The 17,616-nt window shown below is 71.6% G+C and carries 19 protein-coding genes; 6 read left to right on the plus strand and 13 right to left on the minus strand.

Annotation, left to right across the window (positions count from 1 at the left end):
- Positions 1 to 24: 24 nt before the first annotated feature.
- From ACRAKI_RS31945 to ACRAKI_RS31960, 4 genes are read right to left on the minus strand one after another with little or no spacing between them, the layout of a single operon-like run.
- On the minus strand, positions 25 to 909 hold the full coding sequence (locus tag ACRAKI_RS31945) for an ABC transporter substrate-binding protein (RefSeq protein WP_447004210.1): 885 nt from the start codon (positions 907 to 909) through the stop codon (positions 25 to 27).
- Positions 906 to 1,652: an ABC transporter permease gene (locus ACRAKI_RS31950; RefSeq protein WP_447008570.1), complete on the minus strand. Its 747-nt coding sequence runs from the start codon at positions 1,650 to 1,652 to the stop codon at positions 906 to 908. Before ACRAKI_RS31950 ends, ACRAKI_RS31945 begins: the two co-directional genes overlap by 4 nt.
- Positions 1,652 to 2,311, minus strand: a complete 660-nt coding sequence (locus tag ACRAKI_RS31955; protein ID WP_447004211.1) for an ABC transporter permease — start codon at positions 2,309 to 2,311, stop codon at positions 1,652 to 1,654. The genes ACRAKI_RS31950 and ACRAKI_RS31955 overlap by 1 nt, the downstream gene beginning before the upstream one ends.
- Positions 2,304 to 3,353, minus strand: coding sequence for an ABC transporter ATP-binding protein (locus ACRAKI_RS31960; RefSeq protein WP_447004212.1), 1,050 nt, complete (start codon positions 3,351 to 3,353; stop codon positions 2,304 to 2,306). Before ACRAKI_RS31960 ends, ACRAKI_RS31955 begins: the two co-directional genes overlap by 8 nt.
- A 103-nt stretch (positions 3,354 to 3,456) precedes the next feature.
- Between ACRAKI_RS31960 and ACRAKI_RS31965 the strand changes: the two genes are divergently transcribed.
- A complete protein-coding gene (locus ACRAKI_RS31965; RefSeq protein WP_447004213.1) occupies positions 3,457 to 5,007 on the plus strand; it encodes a bis-aminopropyl spermidine synthase family protein in 1,551 nt (516 codons plus the stop codon).
- A 346-nt stretch (positions 5,008 to 5,353) separates the two neighbouring features.
- On the opposite strand, the gene ACRAKI_RS31970 is transcribed toward ACRAKI_RS31965, so the two are convergent.
- From ACRAKI_RS31970 to ACRAKI_RS31985, 4 genes are all read right to left on the minus strand, one after another.
- Positions 5,354 to 6,136 carry a hypothetical protein gene (locus ACRAKI_RS31970; protein ID WP_447004214.1) on the minus strand — a complete coding sequence of 261 codons (783 nt, stop codon included), beginning with the start codon at positions 6,134 to 6,136 and terminating at the stop codon, positions 5,354 to 5,356.
- Entirely contained in the window at positions 6,133 to 6,660 is a 528-nt protein-coding gene (locus ACRAKI_RS31975) for a YbaB/EbfC family nucleoid-associated protein (RefSeq protein WP_447004215.1), read from the minus strand. Before ACRAKI_RS31975 ends, ACRAKI_RS31970 begins: the two co-directional genes overlap by 4 nt.
- A gap of 51 nt (positions 6,661 to 6,711) precedes the next feature.
- Entirely contained in the window at positions 6,712 to 9,900 is a 3,189-nt protein-coding gene (locus ACRAKI_RS31980) for a sensor domain-containing protein (protein WP_447004216.1), read from the minus strand.
- A 236-nt stretch (positions 9,901 to 10,136) separates the two neighbouring features.
- The gene (locus tag ACRAKI_RS31985; RefSeq protein WP_447008571.1) at positions 10,137 to 11,327 is read right to left on the minus strand and encodes an NAD(P)-dependent malic enzyme; all 1,191 of its coding nucleotides are present in this window, start codon (positions 11,325 to 11,327) and stop codon (positions 10,137 to 10,139) included.
- A gap of 313 nt (positions 11,328 to 11,640) precedes the next feature.
- Here ACRAKI_RS31985 and ACRAKI_RS31990 point away from each other — a divergent pair, with 313 nt between their 5' ends.
- Positions 11,641 to 12,234 (plus strand): dTDP-4-dehydrorhamnose 3,5-epimerase family protein, encoded by a 594-nt coding sequence (locus tag ACRAKI_RS31990; RefSeq protein WP_447004217.1) that lies wholly within the window; start codon positions 11,641 to 11,643, stop codon positions 12,232 to 12,234.
- A 78-nt stretch (positions 12,235 to 12,312) separates the two neighbouring features.
- Here the strand turns inward: ACRAKI_RS31990 and ACRAKI_RS31995 are convergent, their stop codons facing one another.
- Positions 12,313 to 12,627 (minus strand): S24 family peptidase, encoded by a 315-nt coding sequence (locus tag ACRAKI_RS31995; protein WP_447004218.1) that lies wholly within the window; start codon positions 12,625 to 12,627, stop codon positions 12,313 to 12,315.
- Positions 12,628 to 12,705: 78 nt separating this feature from the next.
- On the opposite strand from ACRAKI_RS31995, the gene sodN reads away from it, so the two are divergent.
- The 4 genes from sodN to ACRAKI_RS32015 all read left to right on the plus strand — a co-directional run bounded on the left by sodN (position 12,706) and on the right by ACRAKI_RS32015 (position 14,998).
- Positions 12,706 to 13,125: a superoxide dismutase, Ni gene (gene sodN, locus ACRAKI_RS32000; RefSeq protein ID WP_033442608.1), complete on the plus strand. Its 420-nt coding sequence runs from the start codon at positions 12,706 to 12,708 to the stop codon at positions 13,123 to 13,125.
- A 139-nt stretch (positions 13,126 to 13,264) separates the two neighbouring features.
- Positions 13,265 to 13,690: a DUF6941 family protein gene (locus tag ACRAKI_RS32005; protein WP_447004219.1), complete on the plus strand. Its 426-nt coding sequence runs from the start codon at positions 13,265 to 13,267 to the stop codon at positions 13,688 to 13,690.
- Between the two features lie 224 nt (positions 13,691 to 13,914).
- Positions 13,915 to 14,520 carry a histidine phosphatase family protein gene (locus ACRAKI_RS32010; RefSeq protein WP_447004220.1) on the plus strand — a complete coding sequence of 202 codons (606 nt, stop codon included), beginning with the start codon at positions 13,915 to 13,917 and terminating at the stop codon, positions 14,518 to 14,520.
- Entirely contained in the window at positions 14,513 to 14,998 is a 486-nt protein-coding gene (locus tag ACRAKI_RS32015) for an N-acetyltransferase family protein (protein ID WP_447004221.1), read from the plus strand. Before ACRAKI_RS32010 ends, ACRAKI_RS32015 begins: the two co-directional genes overlap by 8 nt.
- Here ACRAKI_RS32015 and ACRAKI_RS32020 read toward each other — a convergent pair.
- The 4 genes from ACRAKI_RS32020 to ACRAKI_RS32035 all read right to left on the minus strand — a co-directional run bounded on the left by ACRAKI_RS32020 (position 14,973) and on the right by ACRAKI_RS32035 (position 17,576).
- Positions 14,973 to 15,191, minus strand: coding sequence for a hypothetical protein (locus ACRAKI_RS32020; RefSeq protein ID WP_447004222.1), 219 nt, complete (start codon positions 15,189 to 15,191; stop codon positions 14,973 to 14,975). The two genes, ACRAKI_RS32015 and ACRAKI_RS32020, sit on opposite strands and share 26 nt — an antisense overlap.
- Positions 15,192 to 15,205: 14 nt before the next feature.
- Positions 15,206 to 16,018 carry an SAM-dependent methyltransferase gene (locus ACRAKI_RS32025; RefSeq protein ID WP_447004223.1) on the minus strand — a complete coding sequence of 271 codons (813 nt, stop codon included), beginning with the start codon at positions 16,016 to 16,018 and terminating at the stop codon, positions 15,206 to 15,208.
- Between the two features lie 201 nt (positions 16,019 to 16,219).
- Positions 16,220 to 16,969: a S1 family peptidase gene (locus tag ACRAKI_RS32030; RefSeq protein WP_447004224.1), complete on the minus strand. Its 750-nt coding sequence runs from the start codon at positions 16,967 to 16,969 to the stop codon at positions 16,220 to 16,222.
- Positions 16,970 to 17,144: 175 nt separating this feature from the next.
- Entirely contained in the window at positions 17,145 to 17,576 is a 432-nt protein-coding gene (locus ACRAKI_RS32035; protein WP_447004225.1) for a hypothetical protein, read from the minus strand.
- Between the last annotated feature and the right edge of the window lie 40 nt (positions 17,577 to 17,616).

Raw genomic sequence — 17,616 nt, forward strand, 5'->3', positions numbered from 1 at the left:
CCCCGGCCCTCGCGACTCGGACGATCAGAAGCCGACGGTCTTCAGGAACTCCGCCGCCACGTTCGCCACGGTCTTCTTGTCGACGTCCACCTGCTTGACCAGGTCGGCCAGGTTCTCGGTGGTGAGCGCCGCGGAGACCTTGTCCAGCGCCTCCTTGCCCTTCGCGTCGACCGCGTCGGAACGCAGCAGCGGCACGATGTTCTGGGCCGGGTACATCGTCTTCGGGTCTTCCAGCTCCACGAAGTCGTTCGCCTTGATGTCGGCGGACGTGGTGTAGAGGTTGATCACCTGCACGGTGCCGTTCTTCAGCGCGTCCACGGTGATCGGACCGCCGGCGTCGGTGGTCTTGATCTCGGTGAACGTCACCCCGTACAGGTCCTTGATCTTGGCTTCCCAGCGCTGCTGCCACTCACCGGCCGCGCCGAGCGCGTACTTGCCGGAACCGAGGTCGGCGATCGACTTCACGCCGCTGTCCGCGGTGGCCTTGGTGACCACCAGGACGTCCTTGTCCTCCGCGTCCGACTTCTCCAGCACTTCGAGGCCTTCCGGCGTCTTGGACTTCAACGCCGCGTAGACGGCCTCCGCCTCGGTCGTGGTGTTGGTCTTGTCGAAGTAGTTCAGCAGGTTGCCGGTGTACTCCGGCACCACGCCGAGCGACTTGTCCTGCAACGCCTTCACGACCAGTTCGCGGGCGCCGATGCCGGGCCGGACCGACACCGTGGCGCCGGTCGTCTTCAACGCGCCGGCGTAGATCTCGGCCAGGATCTTGTTCTCGGTGAAGTCGGCCGAACCGACCACGACCTCACCCGACGCGGCGTCCTGCCCGGTCCCGCCCAGGTCCTCTTTGGACCCGCAGGCGGAGACGACCAGGGTGGCCGCGGCGACGATGACGGCCAACGTGCGCTTCATGCCGGACTTCCTCCAGGTTCGACGGGCGCCGGTGTATTCCGGCGCCTCGACTGCATCCTTCTCGAGCGCGTCCTCCCCGCTTGCGCGGACAGCCGCACGCCTTGGGGCACGACGAGCTTGCCGACGCCCGCGAGCACCGCGTCCAGCGCGACCGCGAGCAGCGCGATGAGGATCGCGCCGCCCACGAACTGCGCGTAGTCCAGCACCCGCACGCCGTCCAGGAGAGGGCGCCCCAACGTCTCGATGCCCACGTACGCCGCCACCGACGCGGTGGCGACGACCTGGAGCGTCGCGTTGCGCAGGCCGCCGATGAGCAGCGGCAGCGCGTTCGGCACCTCGACCCGCCACAACCGCTGCGTCCCGGTCATGCCCATGCCGCTCGCCGCGTCGACCACACCGCGGTCCACGTCCTGGATGCCCGCGTAGGTGCCCGCCAGGATCGGCGGCACGGCGAGCACCACCAGGGCGATCAGCACACCGGCCGTGCCGCCGCCCGTGATCAGGTACAGGAACGTGACCAGGCCCAGCGTCGGCAACGCGCGCAACGCGTTGCTGCCGCCCACCAGCACCACCGCACCGCGCCCGGTGTGGCCCACGAACAGGCCGAGCGGCACCGCGATCAGCGCCGCGCCGAGCACCGCGGCGACGCAGAACAGCAGGTGGACGCCGACCCGCACCGGGATCGACTTGCCGCCCGACCAGTTCACCGGGTCGACCAGCCACGCGAACGCCTCGGCGAAGATCACGGCTTGCCCCCCTGCGCCCACGGGGTCAGGACGTTGCGGAGCAGCACCAGCAGCAGGTCGACCACCAGCGCCAGCACCATGGTCAGCACGATGCCGACGATGATCGGCGCCAGGTAGCGCTGCTGGAAGCCGTCGGTGAACAGCGTGCCGAGACCGCCGGTGCCGATCAGCGCGCCCACGCTGACCAGGCTGATGTTGCTCACCGAACCGACCCGGACGCCCGCCGCGAGCACCGGCACGGCCAGCGGCAGCTCCACCGTGAGGAACCGGCGTGAGCGCCGGAAGCCCATCGCGGTGGCCGCGGCGGTGATGTGCGACGGCACCGCGTCCAGCGCCTCGGCGACCGGTCGGACCAGCAGCGCGGTGGTGTAGAGGGTCAACGCGCTGATCACGTTGACCGGGTCGAGCACCCTCGTGCCGATCAACGCCGGGATGATCGCGAACAGGGCCAGCGACGGGATCGTGTAGAGGACGTTCGACAACGCGATCAGCGCCGCGTTGACCGGGCGGAACCGGTGGCACAGCAGGCCGAGCACGATCGCCAGCACCACGGACACGACCAGCGGCACCAGTGACAGGTAGACGTGTTCGAGCAGCCTGTCCAGCAGCGCCGCCCTCGTGCCGGCGTCACTGAGGTACCTCACCACGTCACCCACGGCGGCTCTCGATCACGTCCAGCACCTGCCGTGCCGTGACGACGCCGGCCAGCCGCCCCTCGGCGTCCACCGCCACGCCCAATCCGGACGGCGAGGACAGCGCGGAGTCCAGCGCGCCCCGGATCGCCGCGCCCACCTCGTACAGCGAGCCGCCCGGCACGACCGCGGCGTCCGGCGCGACCCAGCCCTGCGGGCGCTCGTCCGCGTCCACCACCAGCCGCCAGTCCGAAGAGGACTCCGGCGCGGAACCTTCGGCGACGGTGGGCACCTCGGCCACTTCGACACCTGACGAGTCCACAAAGGACAGGCTGCGGTAGCCGCGGTCCTTGCCGACGAAGTTCGCCACGAAGTCGTCGGCCGGCCTGGTCAGCAGCACGGACGGCGGCGCGTACTGGGCGAGGAAGCCGCCGGTGCGCATCACCGCGACCTTGTCGCCGATGCGGATGGCCTCGTCGATGTCGTGCGTGACGAACACGATGGTCTTGTCGAGGTCGGCCTGGAGCCGCAGCAACTCGTCCTGCAGTCCTTCCCGCACGACCGGGTCGACCGCGCTGAACGGCTCGTCCATCAGCAGCACCGGCGGGTCCGCGGCCAGCGCCCGCGCCACGCCCACGCGCTGCTGCTGACCGCCGGACAGCTGCACCGGGTAGCGGCGGCCGAGTTCGGCGGGCAGGCCGACCAGCTCCAACAGCTCGGCGGCACGCTCACGCGCCCTGCGCCTGGTCCACCCGATGAGCAGCGGCACCGTGGCCACGTTGTCCAGCACCGTCCGGTGCGGGAACAGCCCGGCCTGCTGGATCACGTACCCGATACCGCGCCGCAGTGTGGGCGGATCCACACCGAGCACGTCCTTGCCGTCCACCAGGATCGTGCCGGACGTCGGGTCGAGCATCCTGTTCACCATGCGGAGGGACGTGGTCTTGCCGCACCCGGACGGGCCGACGAAGACCGTGATCGTGCCCGCCTCGACCACCAGGTCCAGGCCGTTCACCGCGGTGGTCCCGTCGTCGAACCGCTTGGTCACGTCGCGGAACTCGATCACCCGTGGTCCTCCTGCCGATGGGTATCAAGCGTCGCCCGACCCTAGCCCGTCGATCCGACCGTGGCACGACGTTTCACCGTTCGGTCAGTAGGCTGCAACGTTTGTGGCCCCAGAACCAGTACGCGCCCTCCTGACCGAACGCGGTGCGCACGCCCGCAAGCTGCGGCGCGTGCTCGACCTGCTCGCCGGCGACTGGCACACGCTGGCCGAGCTCGTCCGCCTCCCCGCCGTGCCGCGGCGCACCGTGCAGGAGCTGCTGACCGCGATCGGCGACGATTTGGAGACCAGCGGCGACCGGTACCGGCTGGCGTCGGCCAAGGCAGCCGACTACGCGGAGTTCGCCGTCGCCGAGGACCTGGTCGACCCGGTGGACGCGCTGGTGTCCCGGCACACGTCGGAACTGCGGTCGATCCTGGCCGACATCGCGGACGTGCCGCCGCCGTTGTCCGCACTGGACCACGTGCAGGCGACCGCGGAGACGGCGTTGAAGCGCGCGCTGTGGTTGGACACGACGTACGACTTGGCCGGGCGGACGCTGCTGTGCCTCGGCGACCACGACCTGACGTCCCTCGCGGTGTGCGTGGTGAACCCGGACGTCGACGTCGTCGTGGTGGACGTGGACGACCGGCTGCTGGAGTACGTCTCGACGCGCGCCGCGTCACGCGGGCGGTCGGTGCGGACGGTGCACGCGGACTTCCGGTTCGGCCTGCCGCCCGCGCTCTCGGAGTCGGCGGACCTGGTGTTCAGCGATCCGCCCTACACGCCGGAGGGCGTCGGGCTGTTCGCCTCGCGGGCGGTCGAGTGCCTGGCCGACCTGTCGTCGGGGCGGGTGCTGCTGGCGTACGGGTTCAGCGACCGGACGCCCGCGCTGGGGTTGAAGGTGCAGCAGGAGTTGCAGCGGCTCGGGTTGGTGTTCGAGGCGATCCTCCCCGCGTTCCACCGGTTCGACGGCGCCCAGGCGATCGGCAGCGCGGCCGACCTGTACGTGTGCCGGCCCACGTCCCGCCGTGCGACGTCGGTGTCTTCGAAGACCTCCATCTACACGCACGGGCCGCAGTCCGTGGAGGCGACCGGGCCGGGCTCGACGGCGTTGGCGGCGTTGGTCGACCTCGCCCCGCGCCCGGAGTCGTCACCGCCGCCGAAGCCTCGTGCGCCGGGGTGGTCGGACCCGATCGGCAAGGGCGCGGCGTCGTTGGCGGTGGACCTGTCGGGTGATCCGGGGCCGTGGCTGCTGCGCACGCTGCTGGCGTGCTCGCCGGGTCGGATGGCGGCGCTGGTGCCGAACAACCACCCCGACGTCGCGTCGGCGGCGGGTCAGCACGGGCTGACTTCGTTGGTGGACACCAGGTTCGCGCTGCGGTTCCTGCGGTCCACTCCGGACGGGAAGCACTGCGTGGTGGTGGCGGATCAGGTGCCGGCGGGGACGTTGGACGTCGGCGGGTTGGCCGTGCGGGAGGTGTTGATGCGGGCGCACGGGAAGTTGGGGAACGTGTGGCGGGAGGCGCTGGTCACCGTGACGCACGGCGCGTTGACGAAGCGGGAGGCGCGGGAGCGGATCGGGGACGACGACGACCTGGAGTTGCGGCTGATCGACCTGCCCCGGCACCGGATCGCCGCCCTGCTGCCCCTGATCCGCGCGTCGGCGGTGCTGTAGCAGCGAGATGCGGTGAGATCCCGGCGTGCGGGCTGAGGTCGGCGGTAGCTCGCGGTCGAAGCCGGAGGCACGCGCAAACAACCCCCCGGCGGCCGGCAGCAGCGGCCCGGCCCACCGCGACCCGGCCGGCCACAGTCGGTCCGCCGCAACCGGTCCAGCAGCCACATCCCGGTCAGCCGCACCCAGGCCTGCAACACCCCCGGTCAGCGACACCCCGGGCAGCCGTCGTACCCGGACCCTCAGGGTCCGCCACCGGTCCGAGGCCAGTCGTGCTGAGTCGGCGAACAGGGCTGAGTCGGCATCGGGGCCGAGTCGCGCAGCAGGGCTGAGCCACCGGCGGGCCGGGTCACCCGGCCAACGCCTCCAGGCGACCGAGGATCCGGGTCAGCGCGTGCAGCAGCCGCATGATCTGACCGGTGATCCGCTCCAGCACCGCCGCCGCGCGCCCCACCGCCCAGCCGGTGAACGCCGCGACCGACGCGCCGCCGCTCGCCTCCGCCGTGGCCAGCGCGACGGCGGCGTTGCGGACCACCTCACCCACGAACATCCCGATCAGGTCCCGGACCATGCCGCGCACGGCCGCCGTGATCGTCCCGGCGGTCGACAGCTGCGCGGCGACCGCGGCACACCGGCGGCTCGCGGCACGGGTGTCGTCGGCCGTAGGGCCGTGGGGCTCGTCGCGAGCCAGGCGGTCGAGGTCGACGGCCGCCTGGCGCCAGCTGCCGACCGCCTCCCTGATCCGGGCGCCGTCGCCCGCCAACCAGTCCAGCGGCGCGTTCAGGAACCGGACGTGCTCGACCAGCCACCCGACGTCGGCCAGCGGCGTCAACGGGTCGAGCGAGAGACCGAGCGTGTCCAGCCACGCGGACGCCAGGGCCAGGTCGGGGTCCGGCGCCCAGGGCTCGTCGGCTTCCCGTCCCGTGCCGTCCGCCGGTGACGGCACGTCGACGCCGTCCGACACCGGCCGGCGGATGTCCTCGGCGACCCGACCGGCCAGGTCGCACGTGCCCTCGGCGAAGAACCGGGCCAACAGCCCGAACGCGTCCGGCTCGACACCGACCAGCCCGTCCGCGATCGTCCGGCGCCGCTCGTCCGCCGTCGCACGCGGCCTCGCCCCGATCCCGCTCACTGCTGCGACGGCCCGCCGGCTTCCACCGGGCACCACAGGCTGCGCGGCAGCTCCAGCTCGGGCTCCGCCGAACCCGAAGACGCCGCCGAACCCGAACCCGAAGACGGCGCGGAAACCGAAGGCAGCGCGGAAACCGAAGGCAGCGCGGATTCCGAAGGCAGCGCCGGTGCCACGTTTACCGGGGCAGGCGTCGAGGGCTCGAACGCCGTCATGAACTCCATCGCCGCGGTGCCGCCGAACTCGGGCTCCACCACCTCCGCCACCTGCCGGGCCACCTGCGCCCGCGCCCGCTGCACGGTCGCCATCACGACCTCGCCCAAGGCCGCGTCGGACAGCCCTTCGGCGGGCAGCGAGAACGAGATGTCCCGCAACGCCCCGTTGGGCGCGACCGTCGCGGTCACCCAGCCGTCGGGCGACCGCACCGCGGCCTCCGCGGCACGGATGCCGTCCTGCACCTGCTGCGCCCGCCGGGCCAGGTCACGAGCCTTGACCTCCAGGTCGGTGATCATGCGTGCCGGATCCACCCGATCGTCTCCCTACCTCAAGACCTTCACCCGATCGGGGAGTATTGCGGATCACCCGGCACGAGGGATGTGCAACGGGCCAAGTGCCAGCACCGCGCGGAACTCCTTGGGCGGCACCGGGCGGGAGAACAGCCACCCCTGGTAGGCGTCCACGCCGACACCGCGCAGCACGTGGAACTGCGTCGCCGTCTCCACGCCCTCCGCCACGCACTTGCGGCCCATCGCCCGCGCCATGTCAACCACCGCCTTCGCCACCGCGAAGTCCGACGAGTCGTTGCCCACCCCGGAGACGAACCGGCGGTCGACCTTGATGATCTGCGCCGGGAGGTCCTTGAGCCGGGCCAGCGACGAGTAGCCGGTGCCGAAGTCGTCCACCGCGAACCGGATGCCCCGCGCAGCCAGCTCGTCCATCGTCGCGCGCACCCGTGACGGCAGGTCCACCAGCGCCGTCTCCACCAGCTCCAGCACCACCCGGTCCCACGGGATGCCCGCCTCGGCGATCGTGTTGGCCACGATGTCCACGAACTCCGGGTCCCCCGGCACCAGGCCGGCCAGGTTCACCGCGACCGACACCGGGTGCCCACCGGGCTCCGGCCAGGTCGAGGCCTCCTTCAACGCCGTCCGCAGCACCCACCGGTCCAGCTCCCGCAGCAGGTCGCCCTGCTCGGCCACGGGCAGGAAGACGTCCGGCGGCAGCAGGCCCCGGTCCGGGTGCGGCCAGCGCACCAGCGCCTCCGCGGTCTGGACCACGCCGTCCACGCCGACCACCGGCTGGAAGTGCAGCGTCAGCCCGTCGTTCGCCAACGCGTCCCGCAGCTGGCCCTCCAGGTGCACCTGCCGGTCTGCCGACGCGATCAGCGCCGCGCTCGCCAGTGACACCCGGCCCGCGCCGGACCGCTTGGCCTCGAACATCGCCGCGTCGGCGAACCGCAGCAGGTCGTTGCCGGTGGCGCGCGACCCGTTCGGCACCGCCGCGCCGATCGACGCCGAGACCCGGACCAACTGGCCGTGCACCGGCACCGCCGTGCGCAGCAGCCCGGCGACCCTGGTGGCCAGCGCGTCCACGCCGCCGACCTGGTCGATGTTCTCGCAGATGATCACGTACTCGTCACCGGACAGGCGGGCCGCCGTGCAGCTCTCCGGCAGGCCGCCTTCGAGCCGCCGCGCCAGCGCCACCAGCAGCTCGTCGCCCGCGTCGTGCCCGAGCGAGTCGTTGACCCGCTTGAAGTTGTCGATGTCGCAGAACAGCACCGCGACCTTGGACCGCTCCGGCGACTCCAGCAGCTCGCCCAGCATCTCCTTGACCAGCGCCCGGTTCGGCAGGCCCGTCAGCTCGTCGTGGGTGGCCTGGTGGCGCAGCGCCTCGGCGGTGCGGCGGCGCTCGGTGATGTCCTGGAACACGATCAGCCAGAACCGGCGGCCGTCGTCCTGCACGGACAGCGCGATGTGCAGCTCGCAGTACACCTGCACGCCGTCGCGGCGGACCAGGATGCGCTGCGGGATCTTGTGCGTGCGCTCGGCGTCCGGCGCGGACATGGCGCTGATCGACGGCAGCGGGTTGCCGTGGTCGTCCGGGTGGGTGAGCTGGCCCGCGGTCATGCCGCGCAGCTGCTCCAGGTCCATGCCCAGCAGGTCGCACAGCGCGTCGTTGGCGTCGACCAGCCGCTCGCCCTCGTCGAACAGGCCGATGCCGACCGGCGTCAACGACACCAGGTCCGCGAAGCGCTGGCTGGACCGCTTCATCCGCGTCTCGGCGGCCCGCTGCTCGGTGATGTCCTGCGCGGTGCCGACCGCGAGCGGACGGCCGTCCGGGCCCTTGACCACGACGCCGTAGGAGCGGAACACGCGCACCTTGCCGTCGCGGCGCACGATCCGGTGCTCCAGCTGGATCGGTACCTCCTCCGTGGCCAGCTGCTGCCACAGGTCGTCCACCCAGCCGCGGTCGTCGGGGTGCACGAGGTCGAGGTACGTCTGGTAGCGGGTGTGCTCCTCGCGCGGCACGCGGAACAGCTCGGTCAACATGTCCGACCACACCACGTCGCCGGTCTGCAGGTTCCACTCCCAGACGCCGAGCTGGGCGGCCTTCTGCGCGTCGGCGAGCCGGCGGCGATCGTCGCGGAGCTGGCGTTCCAGCGCACGCGCCTCGGTGACGTCCTGGATGGTGCCGTGCAGCCGGCTGATCTTGCCGCACTCGAACCCGGCCCGCGCCCGGCACACGTAGACGCGCTCGCCGGACGCGCTGCGCACCTCGGCCTCGAACGTCTGGTCGTCCTCGCCCTCCTTGGCGTCCAGCAGCTTGCGCCGCAGCTCCACCAGCAGGGGCCGGTCGTCCGGGTGCACGCCGCACAGCAGGTCGTCGTCCGGGACGACGCCCATCTCGGCGTACATCTCCAGCAGCACCTCGCTGCGGTGCACCGCGCCGGTCCCGATCTCGAAGCTCCAGCTGCCCATGCGCGCGATGCGCTGCGCCTCCAGCAGCCGGCCGCGCTCGGTCTCCAGCGCGAGGTCGGACCGCCACTGGTCGGTGATGTCGCGGATGTAGCCGGTGATGAACTGGGTCCGGCCGTCCGACCTGAGCTTCGCCTCGGCCACGCCGCGGATCCAGCGCAGCTGGCCGTCCGGGCGGGTGATGCGGTAGACGATGTCGATCGGGTTGCCGTCGAGTTCCCGGTTCGCCCAGTAGCTGGCGACCATCTCGTAGTCGTCGGGGTGCACCACGTCCAGCACGGCCTGCGCGCCCGGGACCACCTCGCCGGGCCGCACGCCCATCATCTCGTAGTGCGACTCGGACCAGACCGTGACGCCGGTGTCCGGGTCGTACTCCCACGAGCCGATCTGGGCGACGTTCTGCACGGTGCGCAACCTGCGTTGTTCGTCACGCAGGTCCTCGGCCGCCTGCGCCAGGTCCGACACGTCCACCAGCAGCACGGCGTGCAGCCCGGTGCCCGGCACGTGCGTGCGCACCACGCGGACCGGCAGCAGCGAGCCGTCGGCCTGGTGCAGGCGCAGGTCGTCACCGGTGCCGAGCAGCAGCTCGCCGAGGGACCGGCCGACGAGGTCGTCGGCCGACCGGGTCCTGGTCAGCGCCACCGCCGCGGCGCTCGCCCGCATGACGACGCCCTTGGGGTCGCACAGGAGCGAGGGAGCCTCGGGCAGCGCGATGCCGTCCAGCTCCACCTCGCCGTTCCGCGGACGCGCAGGGTCGAGCACCACCGGAGCGCGTCCTACCCGCTTGGGCACGGTCCCACCTTCCCGTGTCTACGGCAGGGATGACCGGCCCGACCGCACCCGAGAGCGGGCCCCAGGTGGGGCATCCCCCTCCAAGGGCGAATATTCACCCTAGGAGGGGGACGTTATCGCTTCGGAGCGTCATCGCCCACCCCTCAACGGGCTAACGAAACACCACGTTCGCGGTTTCGCTGGTCGCCGAAGGGGACGGGCGGATGCGGCCGGAGCTCTCCCAACTCCGACGGGAGTCAGGCTACTCCGTCCTGCCGGGCTGCCAAGGCCACCGCGGCCGCCACTTCCGGTCCGACCCGCGGATCCAGGGCGCTGGGCACGATCCGGTCCACCGCCAGGTCGTCCGCGGCGACCGCCGCGATGGCCTCCGCCGCAGCCAGCTTCATGCCCTCGGTGATCTTCGTCGCACCCGCGTCCAGCGCGCCGCGGAAGATGCCGGGGAACGCGAGGACGTTGTTGATCTGGTTCGGGAAGTCGCTGCGGCCGGTGGCGACGACGGCGGCGTGCCGCCCGGCCACCTCCGGGTGCACCTCGGGGTCCGGGTTGGACAGAGCGAACACGATGGAGTCACGAGACATGCTCGCGATCAGCTCTTCGGGGACCCGGGACGACGAGACGCCGACGAACACGTCGGCGCCCCGCAGCGCCTCGGCGATGCCGCCGCGCAGCCCGCTGCCGTTGGTGACCTCGGCCAGCTCCGCCTTCACCGGGTTCAGCGCCTCCCGGCCCGCGTGCACGATGCCGCGCGAGTCGACCACGGTGACCTCGCCGATGCCGGCGGCCAGCAGGATCTTCGCGCAGGCCACACCCGCGGCCCCCGCGCCGGAGACGACCACGCGCTGGTTCGCCATGTCCTTGCCCAGCACCGTGTTCGCGCCGCGCAGCGCGGCCAGCACCACGACCGCCGTGCCGTGCTGGTCGTCGTGCATGACCGGCACGTCGAGGGCCTCGATGAGCCGGGCCTCCAGCTCGAAGCAGCGCGGCGCCGCGACGTCCTCCAGGTTGACCGCGCCGAACGACGGGCGCAGCCGGACCAGCGTCTCCACGATCTCGTCCACGTCCGTGGTGTTCAGCACCAGCGGGATGGAGTCGAGGCCGCCGAACGTCTTGAACAGCGCGGCCTTGCCCTCCATCACGGGCAGCGACGCGCTCGGGCCGATGTCGCCGAGGCCGAGCACGGCCGTGCCGTCGCTGACCACCGCGACCAGCCGGTGCGCCCAGGTGTACTTGGCGGCGAGGCCCGGGTCGTCGGCGATGGCGCGGCTGACCCTCGCCACACCGGGCGTGTACGCGATGGCCAGCGCGCGCGGGTCGGCCAGGGACGCGGTCGCGCCGATGGCCAACTTGCCGCCTTCGTGCGCTCGGAAGATCTCTTCGTCGGTCAATTCGGTGGACGTCTGAGTCGAATTCACCGGTTTGTGATCCATCCGGGGTGGGTCGTTCACTGCGGTCACGGAAGTCCTCCTGCGGTGCGCGATACCTGCGGCGCACCGGGACCGGCGTTTGTCACGCGGGTCGACGGGGCCTGCTGCGGACACGTCCACGCGGTCTGCGGGACGGTCCTGGGGGCGGTGTGCGGGCCACTATGGCAGCGCCGGGGACGGCTGTCTGCGGTGCGGATCACAGTTTTTTCGCAGGTCAGAGGCAGTTTCACAGAACGTACGTCCGGTTTTCTGGACCGACCGGTCAGTTTCCGCAGGCAGGATCGGTCCAGAGCCGGCGCGTTCTAGGGTGTTCGTCATGCAGGCACGTGAGCTGAAAATTTCCGGCGCATTCGAGTTCACCCCTTCGGTGTTCCCCGACGACCGCGGTCTGTTCGTCGCGCCGTTCCAGGAAACCGCGTTCGTCGCCGCCGTCGGTCATCCGCTCCGGGTCGCGCAGACCAACCACAGCGAGTCCCGCCGGGGCGTGGTGCGGGGCGTGCATTTCGCCGACACCCCGCCGGGACAGGCCAAGTTCGTGTACTGCCCGCGCGGACGGCTGCTGGACGTCGTGGTGGACCTGCGGGTGGGGTCGCCGACGTTCGGCGAGTGGGACGTGGTCGAGCTGTCGTCGGACAAGTTCAACTCGATGTACCTGGCCGAGGGGCTGGGCCACGCGCTGATGGCGTTGGAGGACGGGACGATCACGGCGTACATGTGCTCGGAAGGGTTCAACCCGAAGGCCGAGCGGGCCGTGCACCCGATGTCGCTGGGCCTGCCGTGGCCGGCGGACGTGACGCCGCTGCTGTCCCCGAAGGACACCGCCGCGCCGACGCTGCAGGAGGCGCGCGAGGCCGGGCTGCTGCCGTCGTACGACGAGTGCGTGGCCTGGTACGAGAAGCTGCGGCACTGACTGCGGCAACTAGCTGGCCGCGGTGCTGGACGGCGGTGCTGGACGGCGGTGCTGGACGGCGGTGCTGGACGGCGGCGCTCAGCGAAGGCGTCGCGGGCGCGGCCAGAGTCGGACCCGGACCACGCCGAGCACGTCGGCTGCGCCCAGCGTGCGGGAATCGGTGGAGGCGAACGGGTTGTCCCCCACCACGTGCCAGCCCTCGCCGTCCCGCCGCACGGCCCGCTTGACCGACAGCTGATCGGGCCGCGCCGGCCACCTGACCAGCACAAGATCGTCCGGTCGGGGCACGCCGCCGTAGTGGACGAGGACGACGTCGCCGGTCCTGAGCGTGGGGACCATGGAGGGTCCGACCACCCGAACCAGCGGCAACGGGTTGGCCTCTTGCCGTGCCAACGATCACCTCCACCTGCTCGCCCCGACGCCCCGGAGTAGGGTTCGTCACGTCGGAGCATCCACTGTCAGGGAGGAAAGATGCGACTTCTGTCGCGCATCCGTTCACTCCGCCGCCCGCTCCTGGAGGCCACCGCGCACTGCGACCTCCCGTGCGGTGTTTACGACCCGGCCCAGGCCCGGATCGAGGCCGAGTCCGTCAAGGCGATTCAGGAGAAGTACCAGGCGAACGAGGACCCGGAGTTCCGCGAGCGGGCCGTGCTGATCAAGGAACAGCGCAGCGAGCTCGTCAAGCACCACCTGTGGGTGCTGTGGACCGACTACTTCAAGCCGCCGCACTTCGAGAAGTACCCGGAGCTGCACGACCTGTTCAACAAGGCCACCAAGGCCGCGGGCGCGTCGGGCACGAAGGGTTCCATGGACCCCGCGAAGGGCCAGGAGCTGCTCGACCTGATCGCCCAGATCGACAAGATCTTCTGGGAGACCAAGGCGGCAGCCTGACCGCCTGTTCTACCCGGCGCTGACCAGCGGAAGTCATTTCGGCTGGTCAGCGCCGCTTTTCTAGTGGCGATGAGAGGCGTGACCAGGACATGGCAGCTACCGGTGACTTCACGACCGCCCGCACGGGCAGCGCGACCTGATGGCCTCCCCGGTCGAAGCCCAGGTGCTCCTCTGCGACGCCGCCGTGAGCGACCCCTCGGGGAAGCTCCACATGCTCGGGGCGGGTTGGACCACCATCCGGACCCCGCTGTCCCCGCACGCCGTCGCGGTCCTCTTCCGCATCCCGTGGGACCGGGCCAACCAGAAGATCGACTTCTCGCTGAAGCTGCTCGACTCCGACGGGCACCCGATCCACGTGCCGACCCCGACCGGGCCGCAGGAGCTCGGCGAGGAAGGCCAGATCGAGGTGGGACGCCCGCCCGGCGTCACGCCCGGCAGCCCGCTCGGCGGCGCCCTCGCCCTGTCGATCCCCCCGCTCCCGCTGCCCGCCGGCCGGTACGAGTGGCGACTCCACGTCGCCCAGACCGACATCGGCACGTCGTTCGAGGTGCTGGGCGAAGTCTGACCGCGAGGTGCCGGGCGAAGTCCCACTTCGAGAACGTCCGGCGACCCGAATCGGGCGTGCACGATTGCTTTCATGCCGTACCGAAACGGGCCATTCCTTGAGGTTCCCTCAGTCTTCCGCGCGGTCTCGCGGCCTCTCCGAACCGCGATCACGGCGCGCGCGGCGACCGGCGACACCGGTGCCCCGCCCCGTGCCCGGACGGCGGCCTCCGTAAGCTCGGGCCCGTGACCTCACACGTCTACCTGCTCCGGCACGGCCGAACCGAGTGGTCCGAGAGCGGGCGGCACACCGGGTTTACCGACGTCCCGCTGACTGAGGCCGGAGTGCAGCAGGCACGGCGCGCGGGGGCCGTGCTGGCCCGGCTGCGCGGGACCGACCTGCCGCCCGCGCTGGTGCTCGCGAGCCCTCGGCAGCGCGCCTGGCGGACGGCCGAACTGGCCGGCCTGCACGACGTCGAGCGGACCGAAGAGCTGGCCGAGTGGAACTACGGCGACTACGAGGGCCTGACCACGCCGCAGATCCGGGAGACCGATCCGGGCTGGACGGTCTGGACGCACGCCGTGCCGAAGGGCGAGACGCACGACGAGGTGCACGCGCGCGCCGCCAAGGTGCTGGACCGCGCCCGGCACGCGTTGCAGAGCGGTGACGTGGTGCTGGTCGGCCACGGGCACTTCAGCCGCGTGCTGATCGCCACCTGGCTGAACCTGCCGCCGCGCGAGGGCGTCCACTTCGGACTCGACCCGGCGGGCACCACGGTGCTCGGGGACGAGCGCGGCGACCCGCAGGTGCGCCGGCTGAACGTGCCGGCCTGGGAAGTAGACGTTGACTGACCCTCGCGTCCGCCGCATCCGCGAGGAGGACGTGCCCGTCGTCATCGAGCTGGTCGAGGAACTGGCCGGGTACGAACGGGCCCGGCACGAGTGCCACATGACCGCCGGGCAGCTGCACGAGGCGCTGTTCCGCCCGTCCCCCGCCCTCTTCGGCCACGTGGCGGAGGTGGACGGCCGGGTGGTCGGCACGGCACTGTGGTTCCTCAACTTCTCCACGTGGCGCGGCACGCACGGCATCTACCTCGAAGACCTGTTCGTGCAGCCGTCGCAGCGCGGCAGCGGCCTGGGGCGGGCGCTCCTGCAAGCCCTCGCCGAGGAGTGCGTCGCCCACGGCTACGCGCGGCTGGAGTGGTCGGTGCTCGACTGGAACACCCCGGCGATCGGCTTCTACAAGTCGCTCGGCGCGATCCCGACGGACGAGTGGACCACCTTCCGCCTCACCGACGACTCCCTCACCCGACTGGGACGGGACGGCTGACTGTCCGCCGCGCCGACTCGGGCAGCAGGCCGCCCACGCCCTGCTCGGCGCCGAGGTCGAACACCAGGAACGCCGCCGCCGGGAGCACGCCCTGCCACACCGGGCTGGGCCAGTGCCGGGACGCGAACGCGGTGGAGTTGTCGCAGCGCAGCCGTTCGCAGACCCGGTTGCTCGGCGCGGACGGCAAGCCCACCCCCCGGGGGTGGATTACCTGTTCGGCCGCTTGACGCCGACCGCGCCGTACGCCACCGCTTCCGCGCCGGTCTCCGGCTCGCCCTCGCCCTCGCCGCGCCACGACGTCGCCAGCACGAGCCCGGGCTCCACCAGGTCGAACCCGGCGACCAGCTCCTCGACCTCCGCCTTGGACCGGGCCACGATCGGCGTCATCGCCTCGGCGGCCACGCCCACCAGCCGCTCCACCATCTCCGGGTGCTCGTCGGCGGTCAGGTGGCTGACCACGAGGTAGCTGCCGTCTGCCATCGCGTCGCGGTAGCGGGCGACCACCTCGACCGGGCGCCGCTCGTCCGGGATGTACGGCAGGATCGCGACCATCAGCACCGCGATCGGGCGGGACAGGTCGAGCAGGCCGCGCACCTCGGGGGTGGCCAGCACCGCGTCCACGTCCGTGATGTCGGCCTCGGCGATGGCCGCGTCCGCGTTGTCCCGGAGCATGGTGCGCGAGTGCGCGACGGTGACGGGCTCGTTGTCCACGTACACCACGCGGCACGTCGGGTCGGCCTGCTGGGCGACCTCGTGCACGTTGCCGGCGGTCGGGATGCCGGAGCCGAGGTCGAGGAACTGGCGGATGCCCCGCGCCACGCACAGCCGCACCGCCCGGCGCATGAACGAGCGGGTGTGCTGGACCATCGCCGCAGCCGGGGCCTTCTTCATCGACTTCTCGGCGAACTCGCGGTCGACCGCGAAGTTGTGCGCCCCGCCCAGGTAGTAGTCGAACAACCGGGCCACGTTGGGGCGCTCGACATCACCGTTGGTCGACACCCACCTCGGGGGGTTCTGCACTGCGCACCTCACCCTGCCTGCACCCGGAGCGGCGCGAACGCCTGCCAGACCGTATCTGGCTACTCCGTTCGTGTCCATCCGCCAACCGTGAACACGCAGGGTGATTGTGACTGGTGAGTGGCCCGGATTCAAACCGTGGTACCCCGGCCGAGGGGGCGACGCAGGGGAAGTTGTTCAAGCCCCCACGGCCGGGGAGTCGGGTCACACGCCGGCGTAGGAGGCGATCCAGCTCCGGTAGCGGGTGACGGCGGTGTAGTTCGAGCGGGTCGAGCGGTCACTCGTGGAGGCGACGCCCACCTGGTAGCGGCGGCCGTCGACCGGGCTGGTGGCGAACATCGGGCCGCCCGAGTCGCCGCCGGCCGCGATCCCGTCGATCCGGGACACCGAGATGGCGACGCCACCGCGGTAGTCGCGCCCGTTGACCGAGGTCACCCGGGTGTTGGCGTACTTCAGGTAGCGCGACTGGCAGTTGATCTCCGGCTGGTTGGTGCAGGTGGCACCCCAGCCGTAGAGCTGCACGGTCTGGCCGACCTGCACCGCGGTGGTCGTGCCGAGCGGCGCGTAGGTGCCCGCGACGGACCGGTCGAGCCGCGCCAGCGCCAGGTCGGCGGACGGGTGCTGGATGATCTGGACGGCCGTGGCCATCGTGCCACCGCTGGTCTGGTCCAGGCTGCCGATGCGGAACGTGTAGGTGCCCGCGCTCGCCACGCAGTGCTGGGCGGTCAGGACCCAGGTCGGGGCGATGATCGTGGCCGAGCAGTTCTGCTGGCCGTTGCGGAACAGGCGGGCCGCCCACGGCGCGTTGCTCGCCGTGCCGCCGCCGATGATGTACGGCTGGACGTCGGACTCGGGGGTGGCGGAGGCCGTCGGTGCCAGCGCGGCGAGAGCGATCGCCGACAGCAGGGCGGTCGTGGCTCCGAGCACCGTGGACAGGGCGCGAGTGAGTCGCATGGAGTTGTCACCTCAACGAACGCAGGGAGTGGTGAATTCACCACTTACAGCGTCACCTGTTGGCGTGACGCTGGCTACCCTCCGTTAGTCGGCGAGCACCCAGCCGATGGTCGGCGACCAAACGTCCTACCGGCGGACGGTATGGCCCCGCGGTATGGCCCCGGGATGGCCCCGGTCAGCCGTCTTCCTCGTCCACGCCCAGCGCCCACCGGCGCACGGGGTTGGTGAACAGCAGCACGAGCGTGACCACGACGTACACGCCGAGGAGCGAGCCCCACAGCTGCTGGCCGGACGGCCCGTACGCGTACCAGGCGACACCCAGCAGGAGGAGCTGCACGACGATCGCCGGCGTCCGCCCCCAGTGCCGGCCGAGCACCAGCCCGCCACCGGCGGCGAGCACACCGGCCGACAGCACCACGAAGTAGGCGGCTTCGCCGAGCACGCCGCCGGCCTCCTCCGCGCTGAACGACCGCAGCACCAGCGCGACCGCGAAGGCCAAGCCGGCCAGACCCTGCACGGACGTGAGAGCGCCGGCTGCCCGAACCGCCGGTGGGACCTTGCCCTGGGTCGACACGCTGGCCCTTTCCTCACGGTGCGTACTCGTCACGCATCGTAGGCCACCCGGTTGGCGTGTCCCTTTCGGCCGC

Source organism: Saccharothrix isguenensis, assembly GCF_052936305.1.

Coding starts and splice junctions, on each gene's coding strand:
- ACRAKI_RS31945 (WP_447004210.1), bottom strand. CDS start 909: ATGAAGCGCACGTTGGCCGTCATCGTCGCCGCGGCCACCCTGGTCGTC.
- ACRAKI_RS31985 (WP_447008571.1), bottom strand. CDS start 11,327: ATGGATCACAAACCGGTGAATTCGACTCAGACGTCCACCGAATTGACC.
- ACRAKI_RS31990 (WP_447004217.1), top strand. CDS start 11,641: ATGCAGGCACGTGAGCTGAAAATTTCCGGCGCATTCGAGTTCACCCCT.
- sodN (WP_033442608.1), top strand. CDS start 12,706: ATGCGACTTCTGTCGCGCATCCGTTCACTCCGCCGCCCGCTCCTGGAG.
- ACRAKI_RS32005 (WP_447004219.1), top strand. CDS start 13,265: ATGGCCTCCCCGGTCGAAGCCCAGGTGCTCCTCTGCGACGCCGCCGTG.
- ACRAKI_RS32030 (WP_447004224.1), bottom strand. CDS start 16,969: ATGCGACTCACTCGCGCCCTGTCCACGGTGCTCGGAGCCACGACCGCC.